This is a genomic window from Amycolatopsis suaedae (genome assembly GCF_004214935.1).
In the GTDB taxonomy this organism is placed as follows: Bacteria; Actinomycetota; Actinomycetes; order Mycobacteriales; family Pseudonocardiaceae; genus Amycolatopsis; species Amycolatopsis suaedae.
The window spans coordinates 49,757-69,135 of the sequence record NZ_SFCC01000003.1 but is presented as its reverse complement, the minus strand read 5'-3'; the positions used below and the strand labels follow the sequence as shown (position 1 = coordinate 69,135).

General features: G+C 70.9%; 18 protein-coding genes. 5 read left to right on the top strand and 13 right to left on the bottom strand.

All coding sequences use genetic code 11. From position 1 onward, the window contains the following. Positions 1 to 66 precede the first annotated feature (66 nt). A complete protein-coding gene (gene serA, locus EWH70_RS06360) occupies positions 67 to 1,662 on the bottom strand; it encodes a phosphoglycerate dehydrogenase (protein ID WP_130474338.1) in 1,596 nt (531 codons plus the stop codon). A 269-nt stretch (positions 1,663 to 1,931) separates the two neighbouring features. Between serA and EWH70_RS06355 the strand changes: the two genes are divergently transcribed. Further along, on the top strand, positions 1,932 to 3,302 hold the full coding sequence (locus EWH70_RS06355) for an ankyrin repeat domain-containing protein (RefSeq protein WP_130474337.1): 1,371 nt from the start codon (positions 1,932 to 1,934) through the stop codon (positions 3,300 to 3,302). On the opposite strand, the gene EWH70_RS06350 is transcribed toward EWH70_RS06355, so the two are convergent. The 5 genes from EWH70_RS06350 to EWH70_RS06330 form a co-directional block, all read right to left on the bottom strand. Then, entirely contained in the window at positions 3,292 to 3,507 is a 216-nt protein-coding gene (locus EWH70_RS06350) for a DUF397 domain-containing protein (RefSeq protein WP_130474336.1), read from the bottom strand. The two genes, EWH70_RS06355 and EWH70_RS06350, sit on opposite strands and share 11 nt — an antisense overlap. Before the next feature lie 18 nt (positions 3,508 to 3,525). Beyond that, a complete protein-coding gene (locus EWH70_RS06345; RefSeq protein ID WP_205669044.1) occupies positions 3,526 to 4,380 on the bottom strand; it encodes a S1 family peptidase in 855 nt (284 codons plus the stop codon). A 748-nt stretch (positions 4,381 to 5,128) separates the two neighbouring features. After that, a complete protein-coding gene (ilvC, locus tag EWH70_RS06340) occupies positions 5,129 to 6,142 on the bottom strand; it encodes a ketol-acid reductoisomerase (protein WP_130474334.1) in 1,014 nt (337 codons plus the stop codon). Positions 6,143 to 6,170: 28 nt separating this feature from the next. Then, the gene (gene ilvN, locus EWH70_RS06335; RefSeq protein WP_130474333.1) at positions 6,171 to 6,677 is read right to left on the bottom strand and encodes an acetolactate synthase small subunit; all 507 of its coding nucleotides are present in this window, start codon (positions 6,675 to 6,677) and stop codon (positions 6,171 to 6,173) included. Further along, the gene (locus tag EWH70_RS06330; RefSeq protein ID WP_130474332.1) at positions 6,674 to 8,518 is read right to left on the bottom strand and encodes an acetolactate synthase large subunit; all 1,845 of its coding nucleotides are present in this window, start codon (positions 8,516 to 8,518) and stop codon (positions 6,674 to 6,676) included. The genes ilvN and EWH70_RS06330 overlap by 4 nt, the downstream gene beginning before the upstream one ends. 275 nt (positions 8,519 to 8,793) lie before the next feature. Between EWH70_RS06330 and EWH70_RS06325 the strand changes: the two genes are divergently transcribed. Both EWH70_RS06325 and ilvD read left to right on the top strand, forming a co-directional pair. Beyond that, a complete protein-coding gene (locus EWH70_RS06325) occupies positions 8,794 to 9,231 on the top strand; it encodes a PH domain-containing protein (protein WP_240686833.1) in 438 nt (145 codons plus the stop codon). A gap of 2 nt (positions 9,232 to 9,233) precedes the next feature. After that, positions 9,234 to 11,078, top strand: coding sequence for a dihydroxy-acid dehydratase (gene ilvD / locus EWH70_RS06320; protein ID WP_130474330.1), 1,845 nt, complete (start codon positions 9,234 to 9,236; stop codon positions 11,076 to 11,078). On the opposite strand, the gene EWH70_RS06315 is transcribed toward ilvD, so the two are convergent. Both EWH70_RS06315 and EWH70_RS06310 read right to left on the bottom strand, forming a co-directional pair. Next, entirely contained in the window at positions 11,075 to 11,710 is a 636-nt protein-coding gene (locus EWH70_RS06315) for a DoxX family protein (RefSeq protein ID WP_420809036.1), read from the bottom strand. The genes ilvD and EWH70_RS06315 overlap by 4 nt on opposite strands. 64 nt (positions 11,711 to 11,774) lie before the next feature. Next, positions 11,775 to 12,683 (bottom strand): 2-hydroxyacid dehydrogenase, encoded by a 909-nt coding sequence (locus EWH70_RS06310; protein WP_165436174.1) that lies wholly within the window; start codon positions 12,681 to 12,683, stop codon positions 11,775 to 11,777. Between the two features lie 64 nt (positions 12,684 to 12,747). On the opposite strand from EWH70_RS06310, the gene EWH70_RS06305 reads away from it, so the two are divergent. Beyond that, positions 12,748 to 13,902 (top strand): PQQ-dependent sugar dehydrogenase, encoded by a 1,155-nt coding sequence (locus EWH70_RS06305; protein WP_130474328.1) that lies wholly within the window; start codon positions 12,748 to 12,750, stop codon positions 13,900 to 13,902. A gap of 590 nt (positions 13,903 to 14,492) precedes the next feature. Here EWH70_RS06305 and EWH70_RS06300 read toward each other — a convergent pair. From EWH70_RS06300 to gatC, 5 genes are read right to left on the bottom strand one after another with little or no spacing between them, the layout of a single operon-like run. Continuing rightward, a complete protein-coding gene (locus EWH70_RS06300) occupies positions 14,493 to 14,963 on the bottom strand; it encodes a hypothetical protein (RefSeq protein WP_130474327.1) in 471 nt (156 codons plus the stop codon). A 17-nt stretch (positions 14,964 to 14,980) separates the two neighbouring features. Beyond that, complete coding sequence (gene gatB, locus EWH70_RS06295; protein WP_130474326.1) at positions 14,981 to 16,486, bottom strand: Asp-tRNA(Asn)/Glu-tRNA(Gln) amidotransferase subunit GatB; 1,506 nt, start codon at positions 16,484 to 16,486, stop codon at positions 14,981 to 14,983. Next, positions 16,483 to 16,680, bottom strand: coding sequence for a hypothetical protein (locus EWH70_RS06290; protein ID WP_240686832.1), 198 nt, complete (start codon positions 16,678 to 16,680; stop codon positions 16,483 to 16,485). The genes gatB and EWH70_RS06290 overlap by 4 nt, the downstream gene beginning before the upstream one ends. After that, the gene (gene gatA / locus EWH70_RS06285; protein ID WP_130474325.1) at positions 16,677 to 18,194 is read right to left on the bottom strand and encodes an Asp-tRNA(Asn)/Glu-tRNA(Gln) amidotransferase subunit GatA; all 1,518 of its coding nucleotides are present in this window, start codon (positions 18,192 to 18,194) and stop codon (positions 16,677 to 16,679) included. Before gatA ends, EWH70_RS06290 begins: the two co-directional genes overlap by 4 nt. Before the next feature lies 1 nt (position 18,195). Then, entirely contained in the window at positions 18,196 to 18,492 is a 297-nt protein-coding gene (gene gatC, locus EWH70_RS06280) for an Asp-tRNA(Asn)/Glu-tRNA(Gln) amidotransferase subunit GatC (RefSeq protein WP_130474324.1), read from the bottom strand. Between the two features lie 174 nt (positions 18,493 to 18,666). Here gatC and EWH70_RS06275 point away from each other — a divergent pair, with 174 nt between their 5' ends. Next, positions 18,667 to 19,320 (top strand): ACT domain-containing protein, encoded by a 654-nt coding sequence (locus tag EWH70_RS06275; RefSeq protein WP_130474323.1) that lies wholly within the window; start codon positions 18,667 to 18,669, stop codon positions 19,318 to 19,320. The last annotated feature ends 59 nt before the right edge of the window (positions 19,321 to 19,379 follow it).

Genomic DNA, 19,379 nt, shown 5'->3' with positions numbered 1-19,379 from the left:
GCAACCTAATCGCGTCCGCGACCTACTTTGGTAGGCCCGGACGGGTCGGTTACCTATCCGAGACGATCAGTCGAAGTTGACCGCGCGAATGGTCTTCGCGCCGACGACGGTGCCGATCGGCTCCAGCACGTGCGCGTCGACGGACCGGTCGACCCGCAGCAGCATGACGGCGTCGGCGCGATCCCGGGTCTGGCTGATCTGCGCGGCCTCGATGTTGACCCCGGCCTCGCCGAGCAGCGTGCCGACGCGGCCCATGATGCCCGGGCGGTCCGGGTACTCCAGCAGCAGCACGTTGCCCTCGGCCCGCAGGTCGAACGACCGGCCGTTGACCTCGACCAGCTTCTCCACCTCGTCCTTGCCGGTGAGCGCACCGGACACGGTCAGCGTGCTGCCGTCGGAGTGCACCGCGCGCACGGTGACCAGGCTGCGGTGGTTGGGGCTCTCGGACTCGGTGGTCAGCTCGACCTGGACACCCAGTTCCTCGGCCAGCCGGGGCGCGTTCACGAACGTCACCTGCGTGTCGACCACGCCGGCGAACACGCCACGCAGGGCCGCGAGCCGCAGGATGCCGACCTCCTCGCCGGACAGCTCGCCGCGCACGACCACGGTGACCGTCTGCGGCGCCTTCGGGCGCAGCGCGGTGAGCACGGTGCCCAGCTTCTGGGTCAGCGACAGGTACGGCCGCACCTCCTCGCCGACGGTGCCGCCCGCGACGTTCACCGCGTCGGGCACGAAGTCGCCACGCAGGGCCAGCAGCACCGAGCGGGCGACGTCGGTGCCCGCGCGGTCCTGCGCCTCGGCGGTCGACGCGCCGAGGTGCGGCGTGACGACGACGTTGGGCAGCTCGAACAGCGGGCTGGAGGTGGTCGGCTCGGTGGCGAACACGTCGATGCCCGCGCCGCCGACGTGCCCCTCACGGATGGCGGCGGCAAGCGCGTCCTCGTCGACCAGGCCGCCGCGGGCGGCGTTGACGATGATGACGCCCGGCTTGGTCTTCTTCAGTGCGTCGGCGCCGATGAGGCCCTTGGTCTCCGGGGTCTTCGGCAGGTGGATGGAGATGGCGTCGGCCTGCTCCAGCAGCTCGTCCAGGCTGAGCAGCTCGATGCCGAGCTGGGCGGCGCGGGCGGCCGAGACGTAGGGGTCGTAGGCGACCAGGCGGGTACCGAAGGCGGCCAGGCGCTGGGCGAACAACTGACCGATCTTGCCGAGGCCGACCACGCCGACGGTCTTGCCGTTGAGCTCGATGCCGCTGTAGGAGCTGCGCTTCCACTCCCCGCCACGCAGACTCTGGTCGGCGGCGGGCACGCGGCGTGCGACGGCCAGCAGCAGGGCGACGGCGTGCTCGGCCGCCGAGACGATGTTCGACGTCGGCGCGTTCACCACCAGCACGCCACGCTCGGTGGCGGCGGGCACCTCGACGTTGTCCAGGCCGACACCGGCGCGGGCGACGACCTTGAGCCGGGTGGTGGCGCCGAGCACCTCGGCGTCGACCTTCGTCGCGGAGCGGACCAGCAGCGCGTCGGCACCGGCGACCGCGGACAGCAGCGCGGGACGGTCCGTACCGTCCACATGCTGGACCTCGACCTCGTCACCGAACACGTCCAGCACGGAGGGGGCGAGCTTTTCCGCGATGAGGACGACGGGTTTGCTGGCGGTGCTCACGATACGGCTCCCAGGGCTCGTCTTCGGAATGAGTCGGCCACGACGCTGTGCCCGGATACCGGCAGCTTAGTGGCCTGACGGGGTTACCCGAACAGGTGGCTGTTAACTGGTTCGTAATGTGGAACGTCGGATATGCTGTGGATCAGCGCGGCGGGGGCCGCGTCCAGTCCGCGGAAAGGGCAGAGCCCACCCCTGGTTTCACCCAGTGAGATGACGCCTTCTTTCCCGCCCGGTGTCAGCGGACCACGGGCGCGACGGGAAGGAAGAGGATGAACCTCAGTTCCGAACAGCTGCGCAAGCGTGCCAAGGACCTGCTGCGGTCGCACCGCGCCGGTGCACCGGAGGCACTGGACCGGGTGGCCGCCACACATCCGGCGCCCAGCGACCCGCTCAAGCTCACCGAGGCCCAGTTCGTGCTGGCCAGGGAGCTGGGTTTCCCCAGCTGGCCCAAGCTGACCGCCTATGTCTACCGGATCGAGCGGCACGGCCCCGGCCTGCAGCACGCCTACCACGACGACCTGGACTACTACACCGGCCGCGCCCACGGCCTGCTGGCGTCGGCACTGGACGGCACGGAGTCCGCGACGGCCGCGTTCGAGCGCTGGTCGAAGCCGATGACCAGGGCGGGCGCGCGGGCCGTCGTCGCGGCCGAGCACGGCTTCGGCGGATGGCGGGAGCTGCGCAGGCACGTACGCGAGCTGACGGCCAGCGGCGAGCCGTTCGCCAAGGCGTACCGCGCCGTCGAGGACCGCGACGTCGACGGGCTCGCCGAGCTGGTCGACCGGTTCCCCGAGCTGGTCGGCCTGCGTGGCACCAACGGCAACGACCTGCTCGGCATGGCGGGCGCGACGTGCGACGAGCGGCTGGTGCGGGTGCTGCTGGACCGGGGTGCCGACCCGGCGTCGGCCAACGCCCACGGCTGGACGTCTCTGCACCAGGCCGCCTACAGCGACCTGCCGGAGCTGGCCCGGATGCTGCTCGACGCCGGCGCCCCGGTGTCGGTGAGCGCCCGGGGCGACGGCGGGACGCCGCTGGTGGTGGCGCTGTTCTGGGGCAACCGGCGGGTCGCCGAGCTGCTGGCCGAGATCGACCTCGCGCCGGGCAACCTGCGGGTGGCCGCCGGCCTGGGCAGGCTCGACCTGATCGAGCACCTGTTGTCCCGCCCGGCGGTAGCGGGGGCACACCGCGAGTTCTACCGGCCGCACAGCGGGTTCCCGTTCTGGCGGCCCGACTCCGCGGACGTCGCCGAGGTCCGCGACGAGGCGCTGAGCTGGGCGGCCCGCAACGACCGGGCCGACGCGGTGCGGCTGCTGGCCCGCCGGGGCGCCCGCGTCGAGGCCGACGTCTACCGGGGCACCGCCCTGACCTGGGCGGCGGCCAGTGGCGCGGTCGCGGCCGTCCGGGCCCTGCTGGAGGTGGGCGCGGACGTGAACCAGCTCGGGACGTTCGGCGGCCCGGACCACGGCGAGGGCGTCACGGCACTGCACCTGGCCGCGCAGAGCGGCCACCTGGACGTGGTGCGGGTGCTGCTGGACGCGGGAGCCGACCCGTCGATCGTCGACGCGCTGCACGAAGGGGACGCCGAGAGCTGGGCCGAGTACGGCGGCCACCCGGAGGTGGCCGCCCTACTTACGGCGTGAATTCGCCGTCGATAGCGCCGTTCTGGAACGCCTCCCACTCGGACGGCGTGTAGACGAGCGTGGGCCCGCCGGGCTGGCGCACCGCGACGTACTCGACGCCGTCGGTGTGCGGGACGAAGGCGACCTCGGCCTCCGGCCCGGCGGGCTTCCACTCGGCACCGCTCAGGTCGAGCTGGTGCCGGACGTGCCCTTTGTCGTCGATCATGGACGCACAGTAACGGCCTCAGCCGGTGAACTCACGGATGAAGTCGTTGATCTCGGCGTTGCCGATCCGCGAGTAGTAGCCGGGGGCGCCGGTCGCGGCACAGCCGTAGCCGCCGCTGACGATGCCGATCTGGAACCAGACCTTGCGGCCGTCCACGGTGGCCTCACGCATCAGCGGGCCGCCGCTGTCACCCTGGCAGGCGTCCTTGTGCGTCACCCCGGCGCAGACCAGCGTGTCGTCGATCTTGGTGTCCGGGTTGCCCACCTGACACTCGGCGCGCGAGACGATCGGCACGTCGACCTGCTGCAGGCGGTCCGGGAAGCTCCGGTTGCCGTTGCCGGGGTTGCCGTGCGACTGCTCGATGGTGTTGCCCCAGCCGATCACCCTGGCGGTGGTGCCGGGCCGCTCCAGCGCGTCGGTGCCGCGGCTGGGCAGCAGCGGGGCATCGACGCTCGTCACCGGGGCCTTCAGCACGAGGACGGCGACGTCGTAGTTGGGGAACTGGTATTTCGGGTGGGCCTTGAGCTCGGCCACGTCGCGCTTCTCGCCCGCATTGCTGGACAGGACCGTGGTGCCGACGACCACCTGCAGGTCCTCGGGCTTCGCGCCCTGGACGCAGTGCGCCGCGGTCAGTACGAGGTAGGGGTGGATCAGGCTGCCGCCGCAGCCGTGCCTGTCGTACCCGGTGCCCTCGCCGTCCTTGGCCTGGAGGCTGACCATGAACGGGTAGGCGCCGTCGGGAGCCGGGGTGCCGCCGACGATGTTGGGCTGTACCCCGGACGGGGACGGCTGGGCACCCGCCGGAGTGGCGGCGAACACGGTGCCGGCGACCGCGACGGCAGCGGCGATGACGGAGAGAATTCTTCGACGCACGAGCGACCCTTTCGCGTGAGGTGATCTTCGCCAGGAAATTACTCACGGTGGGCGCTGTCGGTCACCGCCGAAAGTCTGAACCGTTTCCGCCAAGTGGCCACTTCTTCTGAAGCGCGCGAAGTCCGGATGCGGCAGGGCAAGGTGGGCGGTCTCGAACGCAGAACTCGCGTGCGTGAGCGCAGAACGCGAGTCGTACGTTCTGGGGCGCGAGTTGTACGTTCCCGCCTATCTTGTCCCACTACCTGGCATCGGTTCCGGATTATGGGCCGCTCGCGGCCCTGCCGGGCCGGAACGTGAGTCTCGGCTTCCAGAACGCGAATGACGCGGTCCGGGCGGTCGGCGGTGCTACTAAGGGCACTGTGGTTGCGTGTTGCGCTACCAAGGTGCCGTTCGTGGCGGTGACGTTGACCCGGTGTGGTCTCGTTCGTGGTGGCCGGTGGGGCTGCCGGGCAGGCTGGGGCCGCTGTGACCACTGAGGCTGCCGGGCAGGCGACACCTCGTGACTTCTGCCTTCCAGCCCACTCCGCCAGGCAGCCGACTGACTATGCCGTGAAGGGGGCCCTCACGGCACCAGACGCCAGGGCCCCGGCTAAGTCGCGCCCCTGCCGACGGCCTGGGGCCGTCGGCAGGGGCGCTGTGGTTGCGTCTCGCGCAAGTACGGTGCCGTTGCTAGGCACGTGAAGGCCACCTTCACCACGTCTCACGTAATGAAGGTGGCCTTCACGTGCTTTGGGCCGTCGGCGACGCGTCAGGCGGTCTCGGTGATGGGACGGTCCACCCAGGACATCAGGCCACGCAGCTTCTTGCCGGTTTCCTCGATCGGGTGAGCCTCGCCGTCGGCCTCCAGCTTCTGGAAGTTGGCGCGACCGGCCTCGTCCTCACCGACCCACTCGCGGGCGAACGTGCCGTCCTGGATCTCGCCGAGGATCTTGCGCATCTCCTCCTTCACCGCCGGCCCGATCACACGCGGGCCACGGGTGAGGTCGCCGTACTCGGCGGTGTCGGACACCGAGTACCGCATGCGGGCGATGCCGCCCTCGTACATCAGGTCGACGATGAGCTTCAGCTCGTGCAGCACCTCGAAGTAGGCGATCTCCGGGGCGTAACCGGCCTCGGTGAGCACCTCGAAACCGGTCTGCACCAGCGCCGACGCGCCACCGCAGAGGACGGCCTGCTCACCGAACAGGTCGGTCTCGGTCTCCTCGGTGAACGTCGTCTTGATCACGCCGGCCCGCGCGCCGCCGATCGCCGCCGCGTAGGACAGCGCGAGCGCCTGGGCATTGCCGCTGGCGTCCTGCTCGACCGCGATGAGTGCCGGGACACCCTTGCCGTCGACGAACTGGCGCCGCACCAGGTGTCCCGGCCCCTTCGGCGCCACCATCGCCACGTCCACATTGGACGGCGGCTTGATCAGCTCGTAGCGGATGTTGAAGCCGTGACCGAAGAACAGCGCGTCCCCGTCGGACAGGTTCGGCTCGATGTCCTCGGTGTAGATGGCCCGCTGCTTGGTGTCCGGCGCCAGGATCATGATCAGGTCCGCCTCGCGGGCGGCCTCCGCCGGGGTGAGGACCTTGAGGCCCTGCTCCTCGGCCTTCGCCCGGGACTTCGACCCCTCGGGCAGGCCGATCCGGACGTCGACGCCGGAGTCACGCAGGCTCAGCGCGTGCGCGTGGCCCTGGCTGCCGTAGCCGATGACGGCGACCTTGCGACCCTGGATGATGCTGAGGTCGGCGTCGTCGTCGTAGAAGATTTCCACTGCCATGAGGGGTACTGCTTCCTTTCGAACTGAACTAGCGGGTCGATGTAGCGGTGATCGAACGGGCACCGCGGCCGACGGCGACCATGCCGGACTGCACGAGCTCGCGCACACCGTAGGGCTCGAGCATGCGCAGCAGCGCGCCGATCTTGTCGCTGGTGCCGGTCGCCTCGATGGTCAGCGCCTCCGGGGAGACGTCGACGACCTTCGCGCGGAACAGCTGCACGGTCTCCAGCACCTGGCTGCGCACCGTCGCGTCCGCGCGGACCTTCACCAGCAGCAGCTCCCTGCGCACCGCGGTGGCCGGCTCCAGCTCCACGATCTTGATGACGTTGACCAGCTTGTTGAGCTGTTTGGTGACCTGTTCGAGCGGTAGCTCGTCGACGGCCACGACGATCGTCATCCTGGACACCTCGGGGTTCTCCGTGGGTCCGACGGCGAGGGACTCGATGTTGAAACCGCGGCGGGAGAACAGCCCGGAGACGCGGGCGAGGACACCGGGAACGTTCTCCACCAGAACGCTCAGCGTGTGGTTGCTCATCGGGAAACCTCGTCGTCGTCGAACAGCGGGCGGATGCCCCGCGCGGCCATGATCTCGTCGTTGCCGGTACCGGCGGCCACCATGGGCCAGACCTGGGCGTCCTTGCCCACGACGAAGTCGATCACCACGGGACGGTCGTTGATGGCCATGGCCCGCTGGATGACCGTATCGACCTCCTCCTTCGTCTCACACCGCAGCCCCGCGCAGCCCAGCGCCTCGGCCAGCAGCGTGAAGTCCGGGATGCGGTGCTTGTGGGTGCCCAGGTCGGTGTTGGAGTAGCGCTCCGAGTAGAAGAGGTTCTGCCACTGCCGGACCATGCCGAGGTTGCCGTTGTTGATCACCGCGACCTTGATCGGCGCGCCCTCGATGGCACAGGTGGCCAGTTCCTGGTTGGTCATCTGGAAGCAGCCGTCGCCGTCGATGGCCCACACCTGCTTGTCCGGCTGCCCGAACTGCGCGCCCATCGCCGCCGGAACCGCGAAGCCCATCGTGCCGAGACCGCCGGAGTTGATCCAGGTGCACGGCTTCTCGTACTTGATGAACTGGGCGGCCCACATCTGGTGCTGGCCGACACCGGCGGTGTACACCGCGTCCGGCCCGACCAGCTGGCCGATGCGCTCGATGACGTACTGCGGCGACAGGGTGCCGTCCGACGGCCACTCGTAACCGGCGGGGAACGTGTCGCGCCACGAGTCGACCTGGGTCCACCACGCCCGCAGATCCGGCTCGCCGGACTGCTCGATCTCGGCCTTCACGGCGTCGATCAGCTCGTTGATGATCTCCGCGCAGTCGCCGACGATCGGCACGTCCGCCTTGCGGTTCTTGGAGATCTCCGCCGGGTCGATGTCGGCGTGGACGACCTTGGCGTCCGGCGCGAACGACGCGAGCTGGCCGGTGACGCGGTCGTCGAACCGGGCACCCAGCGCCAGCAGCAGGTCGGCCCGCTGCATGGCGGCGACCGCGGCGACCGAGCCGTGCATGCCCGGCATGCCGAGGTGCTGACGGTGCGAGTCGGGGAACGCGCCACGTGCCATCAGCGTGGTGACCACCGGGATGCCGGTCAGCTCGGCCAGCCGCAGCAGCTGCTCGGACGCCTTGGCCTTGATCACGCCGCCGCCGACGTAGAGGACCGGCCGCCGCGACTGCGCGATCAGCTTCGCCGCCTCGCGCACCTGCTTGCCGTGCGGCCGCAGCGTCGGGCGGTAGCCGGGCAGCCGCAGCTCCGGCGGCCAGGCGAACGACGTGGTCTCCTGCAGGACGTCCTTCGGGATGTCGACGAGCACCGGGCCGGGACGGCCGGAGGCGGCGAGGTGGAACGCCTCGGCGATGACCCGCGGGATGTCCGCCGGGTCGGTCACCAGGAAGTTGTGCTTGGTGATCGGCATCGTGATGCCGCAGATGTCCGCTTCCTGGAACGCGTCGGTGCCGATCAGGGCGCGGCTCTGCTGGCCGGTGATGGCGACCACCGGCACCGAGTCCATGTTGGCGTCGGCCAGCGGGGTGACGAGGTTGGTGGCGCCGGGACCGGACGTGGCCATGCACACGCCGACCTTGCCGGTGGCCTGGGCGTAACCGGTGGCGGCGTGGCCGGCCCCCTGCTCGTGGCGGACGAGGACGTGCCGGACCTTCGTCGAGTCCAGCAGCGGGTCGTAGGCGGGAAGAATGGTGCCGCCAGGGATACCGAAGACCACTTCCACGCCGACCGATTCGAGGGAACGCACGAGGGACTGCGCCCCGGTGACCCGTACCGGCGTCCCCGCCGGTGGAGCGGGCTTGGGCCGTGCTGTGTTTCCGGGTGTCGGCCCGGGTTTAGCGTCCGTACGCGAGGTGGCGCTTGTCATCGGATCTGCCTCGTGGGGTGTTGGTTGTCACTCGTCGGGGGTCGGGTGGGCAACAAAAAACCCCCGCCGACCGAGAGGTCGCACGAGGGTCGCGCGTCGACGCAGAAAAGCTTCCTAAGCGTCGACGCGCTTGGGAAGTACGATGCCAATCTGCGGTGTCACGTTGCGAACGGTAGCCGCTACGCCGTCGGGGTGTCAACTCTGCGGGACGGTGTGTCCGAATGGTGGGAGACCCCGCGTGACGCGCCCGCGCGCGCGAGGTGCACCATCAGAGGGTGGCAGAAGCAGCAGAAACGCCGGAGTCCCCCGATCGTGAGCCGCCGAAGGCGGTGTTCCGCGTACCGGGAACGGCACTGCTCGCCGTCGCCGTTCTGGCCCTGTGCGTCTCCCCGGTGGCGTGGAGCGTGCCCGGCCTGCAGGCGCTCTACCTGATCCCGATCGGGCTCGCGGTGTGGATCGTTCGCACCCGGACCACCGCGACCGCTGAGGGAATCACCGTGCGAACCGTGTCCGGCAGGCGGGAACTGCCGTGGTCGGACATGAAGGGGCTGGCGCTGACCGAGCGTTCAGGCGTTCACGCGGTGCTCACCGACGACACCACCGTCGCACTGCCTGCCGTGCGCACGCGGCACCTTCCGGTGCTCAGCCTGGTCAGCGGCGGCAGGTTGGCCGACCCCAGCGGGGTCACCGACGAACAGAACACAGAGGACTGACCGTGCCCCAACTCCGTTCCCGCACCACCACCCACGGCCGCAACGCCGCCGGCGCGCGCTCGCTGTGGCGCGCCACCGGCATGACCGACAGCGACTTCGGTAAGCCGATCGTGGCCATCGCCAACTCCTACACCCAGTTCGTCCCCGGCCACGTGCACCTGAAGAACCTCGGCGACATCGTGGCCGAGGCCGTGCGCGAGGCGGGCGGCGTCGCCAGGGAGTTCCACACCATCGCGGTCGACGACGGCATCGCCATGGGCCACTCCGGGATGCTGTACTCGCTGCCGTCGCGGGAGATCATCGCCGACTCGGTCGAGTACATGGTCAACGCGCACCAGGCCGACGCGCTGGTGTGCATCTCCAACTGCGACAAGATCACCCCGGGCATGCTCAACGCCGCCATGCGGCTGAACATCCCGACGGTGTTCGTCTCCGGCGGGCCGATGGAGGCGGGCAAGGCCGTCGTCGTCGGCGACGTGGTGCACCCGTCGTCGGACCTGATCACCACGATCTCCGCGTCGGCCAACAACGCGGTCGACGAGGACGGACTGGCCGCCGTGGAGCGTTCGGCCTGCCCGACCTGCGGATCGTGCTCGGGCATGTTCACCGCCAACTCGATGAACTGCCTCACCGAGGCGCTCGGCCTCTCGCTGCCCGGCAACGGTTCGACGCTGGCCACGCACGCCGCGCGGCGGGAACTGTTCGCCGAGGCGGGCCGTACGGTGGTCGAGCTGTGCCGTCGCTGGTACGGCGAGGACGACGAGACCGCGCTGCCCCGCACGATCGCGAGCAGGAAGGCGTTCGAGAACGCGATGGCGCTGGACATGGCCATGGGCGGATCGACGAACACCGTCCTGCACATCCTCGCCGCCGCGCAGGAGGGCGAGATCGACTTCTCCATCGCCGACATCGACGCGATCGGCCGCCGCGTGCCGTGCCTTTCCAAGGTGTCGCCGAACTCCGACTACCACATGGAGGACGTCCACCGGGCCGGTGGCATCCCGGCGATCCTCGGCGAGCTGCGCCGTGGCGGGCTGCTGAACACCGACGTGACGTCCGTGCACAGCCCCACGCTCGACGAGTGGTTGTCCACATGGGACATCCGGGGCGGCGCGGCGTCGGACGCGGCGATCGAGCTGTTCCACGCGGCGCCGGGCGGCGTTCGCACCACAGAGGCGTTCTCGACGGACAACCGGTGGTCCACTCTGGACACCGACGCCGAGGACGGCTGCATCCGCGACGTCGCGCACGCCTACACCGCCGACGGCGGGCTGGCCATCCTGCGGGGCAACCTGGCACCGAACGGTGCGGTGATCAAGTCGGCGGGCATCGACGAGTCGCTGTGGCGGTTCCAGGGCCCGGCGCGGGTGGTGGAGAGCCAGGAGGAGGCCGTCTCGGTCATCCTGGGCAAGAAGATCCAGCCCGGCGAGGTGCTCGTGGTGCGTTACGAGGGTCCCGCCGGCGGGCCGGGGATGCAGGAGATGCTGCACCCCACGGCGTTCCTCAAGGGTGCGGGGCTGGGCAAGAAGTGCGCGCTGATCACCGACGGGCGGTTCTCCGGCGGGTCGTCGGGCATCTCGGTCGGACACATCTCCCCCGAGGCCGCCGCCGGCGGGGAGATCGGGCTGGTCCAGGACGGCGACCAGGTGCTGATCGACGTCGCGCAGCGCAAGCTGGAGCTGCTGGTCGACGCGGACGTGCTGGCCGAGCGGCGGGCGAAGATGGACGCCAGCGAGCGGCCGTGGCAGCCGGCGGAGCGGCAGCGGCCGGTCACCGCGGCACTGCGTGCCTACGCCCGCCTGGCGACCTCGGCCGACACCGGCGCCGTCCGCGACCCGGGCCGCTAGCGGAAGACGATCAGGATCACCACGGACGCGGCAGCCGCGAGCAGGAGCCCGAAGACGCCCAGCGGCACCGGCTTGCGGCGCCACGGCGTGTTGACGTCCAGCGCGATCCGGCCCGAGCCGGTGAACAGCAGCGCCAGCGCGACGAGACCGAGCAGCAGCTCGTACTCGAACCCACCGCCGGTCATGGTCATCAGGAAGCCGGTCTTGAACTTCAGGTAGACCACGCTGCCCATCACGCCGAGCACGCCGGCGGCGCCGAACGGCGTGAACAGGCCGAGCACGAGCAGCAGGCCGCTGATCGACTCGGTCAGTGCGGTGATCCAGGACAGCAGGGTGGTCTGGCTGGTGAACCCGAGCTGGCCCAGCGCGGCGGAGAACCCGTTGATGCCGGGGCCGTCGAACGCGCCGAACAGCTTCTGCAGGCCGTGGGCGCCGATGATGCAGCCCAGCCCCAGCCGCAGCACCAGCAGGCCGAGGTCGAGACCGCCGTGCCAGCGGTTGGTGTCGCGGTCGGAGTCCGGGTCGGCGACGTCGGAGATCAGGCTCGTCTGGACGGTCGGGGTGTAGCCGGTGTCCTCGAAGAGGCTGCCCCCTGGCTTGCCACGCTCGGTGCCGTCGTCGTGAGTGCTCACGCGCGCAGGGTAGGGGATTCGCGTGGTCGACGCACGACGAACGCGCCGATCACACTCGCCCGGCTCAGTATTCGCCGTGGACCAGGTTGTCCGGCAGCTCACCGCCCGCGTACTGCTCGATCTGCGTCGCCGCGACGGCGTAGGACCGCCTGCGCACTCCCCGCACCGACCCCGCGACGTGCGGCGTCAGCACCAGACCCGGCGCCGTCCACAGCGGGTGCTCCGGCGGAATGGGCTCGGGGTCGGTGACGTCCAGCGCCGCACGCAGCCTGCCCGCCGTCAGCTCGGCCACCAGCGCATCGGTGTCGACGACCCGCCCGCGCGCGGCGTTGACCAGCACGGCGTTGTCCGGCATGGCGGCCAGGAAGTCGCGATCGACCATGCCGCGGGTGCGTGACGTCAGCGGGACGACCAGCACCACGGCGTCGCTCTCCGGCAGCAGCGCGGGCAGCTCCTCGACGGCGTGCACACCCTCGCGGGCGGTCAGCCCGACCAGGGTGACCCTGGCCTCGAACGCCTCCAGCCTGCGCTTCACGTGCCCGCCGAGGTCACCGGCGCCGACGACGAGGACACGCTTGTCCTGCAGCGTGTCGGTGGTCCGCCGGTTCCACAGGCCCGCCTGCTGGTCGGCGGCGAACCCGACCAGCTCGCGGTAGATGGACAGGAGCACGGCCACCACCCACTCCGCGGTACTCCCGCCGTGCGCGCCCCGGCAGGTGGACAGCAGCATGCCGGCCGGGACGTCGTCGACCCAGTCCTCCGCGCCCGCGGACAGCAGCTGGACCAGCTTCAGGTTGGGCAGCTGGGCGAACAGTTCCTCCGCGGCACGGTGGGAACGCGGGATGAGCACCTCGGCCTCCGCCGCCTCGGGAGGCAGCGGCGCGCCGGCCTCGTACCGCACGGGACGGATCCCGGGCAGCTCGCCGAGGAACTCCATCCCGTCGTCGTCGGGCACCAGCACGGTCACAGTCATGATCACCACGTTAATGGTTGGCCGCTCACCAGAGGTTCACGACGGGGCGCCTAGTCTCGTCATCGTGCGCACGCGGTCCCGGACGTCCGCCCTGCTGGCCGCCCTGGCCGCGGGGAGCCTGCTGCTGTCAGCGTGCGCGGAATTCCCCGACTCCGCCAGTGGCCAGGACTTCCAGCCCGCACCGGAGGTCACGCCCGAGGCCGGGCCCAACCCCAACCAGGAGTCCGGCGGACCGCCCGCGTCCCCGCCGCCGTCGAGCAGGTCCACCCCGGTACCGCCGCCGCAGGGCTGCACGGACTTCAACCCCGCCGTGATCGGCACCTGCATGGACCTGGTGACCGCCGTGGCCGGGCTGCCCGGCGCCGACGGCAACCCGACCGCGCTCGCCGGTGAGCGGGGCGGCAAGGTCTGGCACGTCGCGCCGAAGGCGGAGAAACGCGAGTTCGCCACGCTCGGCGTGGAGAGCCTGCTCGGGCTGGCGCTGTCGCCGACCTACGCCGAGGACCAGCTCGTCTTCGCCTACGTGACGACCGCCACGGACAGCCGCGTCGTGCGCTTCGCGCAGGGCCAGGAGGCCAAGCCGGTGCTGACCGGCCTGCCGAAGGGCCCGGGCACGATCGCCGCCGACCGCAAGGGCGCACTGCTGGTCGCCACCGGCGACGGCGGCAACCCCGGCGCGGCCGCCGACCCGAACTCGATGGCGGGCAAGGTGTTGCGCATCGACGCGGCTGGCAAGCCCGCGGCCGGGAACCCGACCGCCGGATCCGCCGTGCTCTCCAGCGGGCTGCGCTCGCCGGGCGGGCTGTGCGCCAACGCCGACGGCTCCCGGATCTGGGTGACCGACCGTGCCCCGGACAAGGACCTGCTCTACCGCGTCACCCCGGGCCGGCCGCTGGCCGTGCCGGCCTGGACGTGGGCCGACCGGCCCGGTGTCGCGGGCTGCGTCGACTGGGGCAACGTCGTCAGCGTGGCGGCGTCGGTCGCCGCGAACCTGCAGAGCCTTCCGGTGACGCCGGAGGGTGCGGTGAGCGGAAAGCCGAGCGCGACGCTGGACGCCAAGGGCGGCGGCTTCGGCCGCCTCGCGGGCATCGACATGATCACGCCGCAGCTCGCCGTCGGCGGCACGGTGAACAAGGACGGCGGGCAGCCGGTGTCCAGCGACGACCGGGCCGTGCTGATCGTCCCGCAGGGCGCCAGCGGCGGCCCCGGCAAGGACTGACCCGGGCGGCGCGAGTCGTACGTTCCCGTCAAAGCTCGTGAAGGCCACCTTCACTACGTGAGACGTCAGGGGCCCGGCAAAGTCGGGTGGTGTGCGGGACGGTGGAGTTCGCGTGCGGCAGCGTGGAACTCGCGTGCACGAAGGTGGGACTCGCGGGTCCGCGGGGCGGGAGACATGTCTCACGGTATGAACTCCACGCTCGTGCGCGCGAGTTGTCCGTTCCGCACCTGCGAGTTGTCCGTTCCCGCCGCCTGGTCCCACTGTCCGGCATGGCTGTTCCAGATCGCGAGACACCGGCCCGCACAAGGCACGTGAAGGCCCCCTTCACCACGTCAGACGTGATGAAGGGGGCCTTCACCACCATGACCAGCCCTGCAGACAGGACACACCTGTCACACCGGCACCGGCAGGCACACCCTCCCCAGCCGCCACCACGAACGAGACAACACCAGGCCGAGCCCGCCGCAACCAACGGCACCTTACTTGCACCTTGCGCAACCAAGGCGCCCTCAGCAACCGCCTCGGGGCACGGCCAACCCGACTTTGCCGGCGCCCTGACGTGAGACGTGATGAAGGGGCCTTCACGTGCTTCAGCCGTTGCCGGGACGCCGCCGGGAATCCAGCACCGCGCCCACCAGCGAGACGACTGCCGCGGCCAGGCACAGGTAGCGGCCGGCGGCGGCGTCGATGCCGACCCCGGCGTCGGCCAGCAGGCCACGTTGCTCGGCACCGAACTGCGTGTCGATCAGCAGCCAGCCGAGCACGGCCATCGCCAGCGACAGGATCGCCAGCACCAGCCACACCTGCGGCAACCCGCTGACCCGGGCCGCGCGGCGGTGGCCGTAGAGCACCACCGCGACGCCGGTGGCCAGCAACAGGAACGGCGGCGACCAGCCGAAGAACCCGGCCAGCCAGACGCTGCGCACGACGTCGGATTCCGGCATCTCCCGCAGCACGGCCTCGACCTCGGGATCGGCGGCCGACAGCACCGTCCACGGCAGGAACAGCGACACCACGGCGAGCAACCCGGCGGCGAGTGCGAGCCACTGCCGCCAGGTCACCTCACCGAGCTTCGCCTTCAGGAGCCGACCCGCTCCAGGACCAGCTCACGGACGCGCTTGGCGTCGGCCTGGCCCTTGGTCGCCTTCATCACCGCGCCGACGATCGCCCCGGCGGCCTGCACCTTGCCGCCCCGGATCTTCTCCGCGACGTCCGGCTGCGCGGCCAGTGCCTCGTCGACGGCCGCGTACAGCGCGGAGTCGTCGGAGACGACCTTCAGCCCGCGCTTCTCGACGACCTCGTCCGGCTCGCCCTCACCCGCCAGCACGCCGTCGACGACCTCACGGGCCAGCTTGTTGGTCAGCGAACCCTCGGCGACCAGCGCGATCACCCTGGCCACCTGCGCCGGGGTGATGGGCAGCTCCGCCAGCTCGACGCCCTGCTTGTTCGCCTGCTGCGTCAGGTACGACACCCACCAGCCACGAGCCTCGGCCGACGGCGCGCCCGCATCGACGGTGGCGGCGATGACCTCGACCGCACCCGCGTTGACCAGGTCACGCAGCTCGGCGTCGGACAGCTGCCACTCGGCCTGGATGCGCTTGCGGCGCTCCCACGGCATTTCCGGCATCGTGCCGCGCAGCTCGTCGACCCACTCCCGCGACGGCGCGATCGGCACCAGGTCGGGCTCGGGGAAGTACCGGTAGTCCTCGGCGGTCTCCTTGGTCCGGCCGGGCGACGTGGTGCCGTCGGCCTCCTGGAAGTGCCGGGTCTCCTGGGTGATCGACCGGCCGTCGGCGAGCAGGGCCGCCTGGCGGGTCATCTCGTACCGGACGGCCCGCTCGACGCTGCGCAGCGAGTTGACGTTCTTCGTCTCGGTCCGCGTGCCGAACTCCGTGGTGCCCTTGGGCATCAGCGAGACGTTCGCGTCGCAGCGCAGCGAGCCCTGGTCCATCCGCACGTCGGAGACGTCCAGCGCACGCAGCAGATCCCGCAGCGCGGTCACGTAGGCCCTGGCGACCTCAGGCGCCCGCGCACCGGTGCCGGTGATCGGCTTGGTCACGATCTCGATCAGCGGAACACCGGCGCGGTTGTAGTCCAGCAGCGAGTGCTCCGCGCCGTGGATACGCCCGGTCGCGCCGCCGACGTGCAGCGACTTGCCGGTGTCCTCCTCCATGTGCGCCCGCTCGATCTCGACGCGCACGACCTCGCCGTCGTCCAGCGTCAGGTCGAGGAAGCCGTTGAACGCGATCGGCTCGTCGTACTGCGAGGTCTGGAAGTTCTTCGGCATGTCCGGGTAGAAGTAGTTCTTCCGCGCGAAGCGGCACCAGGACGCGATCTCGCAGTTCAGCGCCAGCCCGATCCGGATGGCCGACTCCACCGCCTTGCCGTTGACGACCGGCAGCGCGCCGGGCAGGCCGAGGCAGGTCGGGCACACGTGGGTGTTCGGCTCGCCGCCGAAGCGGTTCTCGCAGCCGCAGAACATCTTGGTGTTCGTGGACAGCTCCACGTGGACCTCGAGGCCCAGCACCGGGTCGTAGCGCTCGACGACCTCGGCGTAGTCCATCAGGTCAGCGGTACGGGTCACTTCTCGTCCTTCCGGAACCGGCGGACCGCCAGCAGCACGCCGGTCAGCGCGGCGGCCGCGCTGGCGATGGCGTTGGCGAGCAGCAGCTTGTCGTTCTTGCCCTTCGCGGCGCGCACGGCACTGGCGGCGCTGACCGCGCCACCCACCGCGCTCGCGACGCCGATCAGACCGCGGACCTGCTTCACCTTGCTCACTTCGTCACCTCCAGCTCGGGAACCTTGTGTACCAGGGAACCACCCGCGGCCGCATCGCGCGCGGCTTCGTAGGCGGCGCCGACCCGGTACAGCCGGTCGTCGGCCAGCGCGGGAGCCATGATCTGCAGGCCGACCGGCAGGCCGTCCTCATCAGACAGTCCACTCGGGACACTCATGGCGGCGTTGCCGGCCAGGTTGGACGGGATGGTGCACAGGTCGGCCAGGTACATGGCCATCGGGTCGTCCACCCGCTCGCCGATCTTGAACGCCGTGGTCGGCGTCGTCGGCGACACCAGGACGTCGACCCGCTCGAACGCGGCCTCGAAGTCCCTGGTGATGAGCGTGCGGACCTTCTGCGCCGAGCCGTAGTAGGCGTCGTAGTAACCCGACGACAGGGCGTAGGTGCCGAGCATGATCCGCCGCTTGACCTCGGCGCCGAAACCGGCCTCGCGGGTCAGCGACATGACCTCCTCTGCGCTGTGGCCGCCGTCGTCGCCCACCCGCAGGCCGTACCGCATGGCGTCGAACCGAGCCAGGTTCGACGAGCACTCGCTCGGCGCGATCAGGTAGTACGCCGGCAGGGCGTAGGTGAAGTGCGGGCAGGACACCTCGACGACCTCGGCGCCGAGGGCACGCAACTGCTCCACCGCGGCCTCGAACGAGCGCAGCACGCCCGGCTGGTAACCGTCGCCGCCGAACTCCTTGACCACACCGACCTTCACGCCGGTCAGGTCGCCGGTCAGGCCCTGCCGCGCGGCGGCGACCACCGGCGGGACGGGCGCGTCGATCGACGTGGAGTCCATCGGGTCATGCCCGGCGATGACCTCGTGCAGCAGCGCGGCGTCGAGCACGGTGCGGGTGCACGGACCGGCCTGGTCCAGCGAGGACGAGAACGCCACCAGGCCGTAGCGCGACACGCCGCCGTAGGTCGGCTTCACGCCGACCGTGCCGGTCACGGCGCCCGGCTGGCGGATTGAGCCGCCGGTGTCGGTGCCGATGGCCAGCGGCGCCTCGAACGCGGCAACCGAGGCCGACGAGCCACCGCCGGAGCCGCCCGGGATGCGGGCGTGGTCCCACGGGTTGTGGCTGGGCCCGAACGCGGAGTTCTCGGTGGACGAACCCATGGCGAACTCGTCCATGTTGGTCTTGCCGAGGATCGGCACGCCCGCCTCGCGCAGACGGCGGGTCACTGTCGCGTCGTACGGCGGCCGCCAGCCCTCCAGCGTGCGGGAACCGCAGGTGGTGGGCATGTCCACGGTGGTCATGACGTCCTTGAGCGCCAGCGGGACGCCGGCCAGGGGCGACACGGGCGCGTCGCCGGCGGCCAGCCGGGCGTCGACCGCGCGCGCCGCCTCCACCGCGCCGTCGGCGTTGACGTGCAGGAACGCGTGCACGAAGTCGTCGACCTGGGCGATGCGGTCCAGGTGGGCGCGGGTGACCTCCTCGGCGGACACCTCGCGGCTGTGGATCTTCTCGGCCAGCTCGGCCGCGGTCAGCTTGATGAGCTCGGTCACGTCACTCCTCCCCCAGGATGCGCGGCACGCGGAAGCGCCCTTCCTCAGCGGCTGGCGCGCCGGAGAGCGCCTGCTGCTGGGACAGCGACGGCCGGACCTCGTCCGCCCGGAACACGTTGGTCAGCGGCACGGCGTGCGAGGTCGGCGGGATGTCCTGACCGGCGACCTCGCCCACCTTGGCCACCGCGTCCAGGATCTGGTCGAGCTGGCCGGCGAAGACGTCCAGCTCCTCGTCTGTGACGGCGAGCCTGGCCAGCTTGGCAAGGTGTGCGACCTCGTCGCGGGATATGTTGGGCACGCGGTTTTCTCCGGCACTGTTGCTGGTCGGGGTGCTTGTCGAGGTCACAAGTCTATGGCCGGGGTCTCGGCACGCGGACGGCGGATCCACTTCGCGACGGTCGTCTGTCACAATCGCTGCCCGGCACCCGCGTGGACGGCGAGGCTCCGCGCCAAACCGAGAGGGGACAGGGCGGTGTCCTTCCTGATCCGGGTTCAACTCCCGGACAGCCCCGGCACGCTCGGTGCCGTCGCCACGGCGCTGGGCACCGTCGGCGCCGACATCCTCAGCGTCGACGTCGTGGAGCGGGGCGGTGGGGTCGCCGTCGACGACCTCGTGGTCGAGCTGCCGTCCGGCAGCCTCCCGGACGCGCTGATCACCGCCGCGGAGAGCGTCGAGGGCGTCGTGGTCGACGCCGTGCGGCCGTACGCGGGTGTGCTCGACACGCACCGCGAGCTGGAGCTGGTCGAGGAGATCGCCGCGGCCCCGAAGCAGGGGCTGGAGATGCTGGCCGAGGGTGTGCCGAAGATCATCCGGTCCGGCTGGTCGATCGTCGTCCAGCACGACGGCGACTCGGTCCGGCGGCTGGCCTCGTCCGGGGCCGCGCCGGAGGTGCCGATCGAGCACCTGCCGTGGCTGCCGATCGAGCGGGCGACGGTGCTGGACGGCGAGGACGACTGGGTGCCGGAGACGTGGCAGGAGCTGGGCACCGAGCTGGCCGCGACGCCGCTGGGCAAGCCGGACCGCGCGCTGCTGGCCGGCCGCCCCGGCGGCCCGATGTTCCGCGCCGCCGAGGTGGCCCGCCTGGCCCACCTGGCCGGCATCGTCGCGGTGGTGCTGGACTCGTAACCAGCCGTCGCCAATGCGGCTCTCGTTGCGTTGAAGTACCCCAATGTGGCATTGGGGTA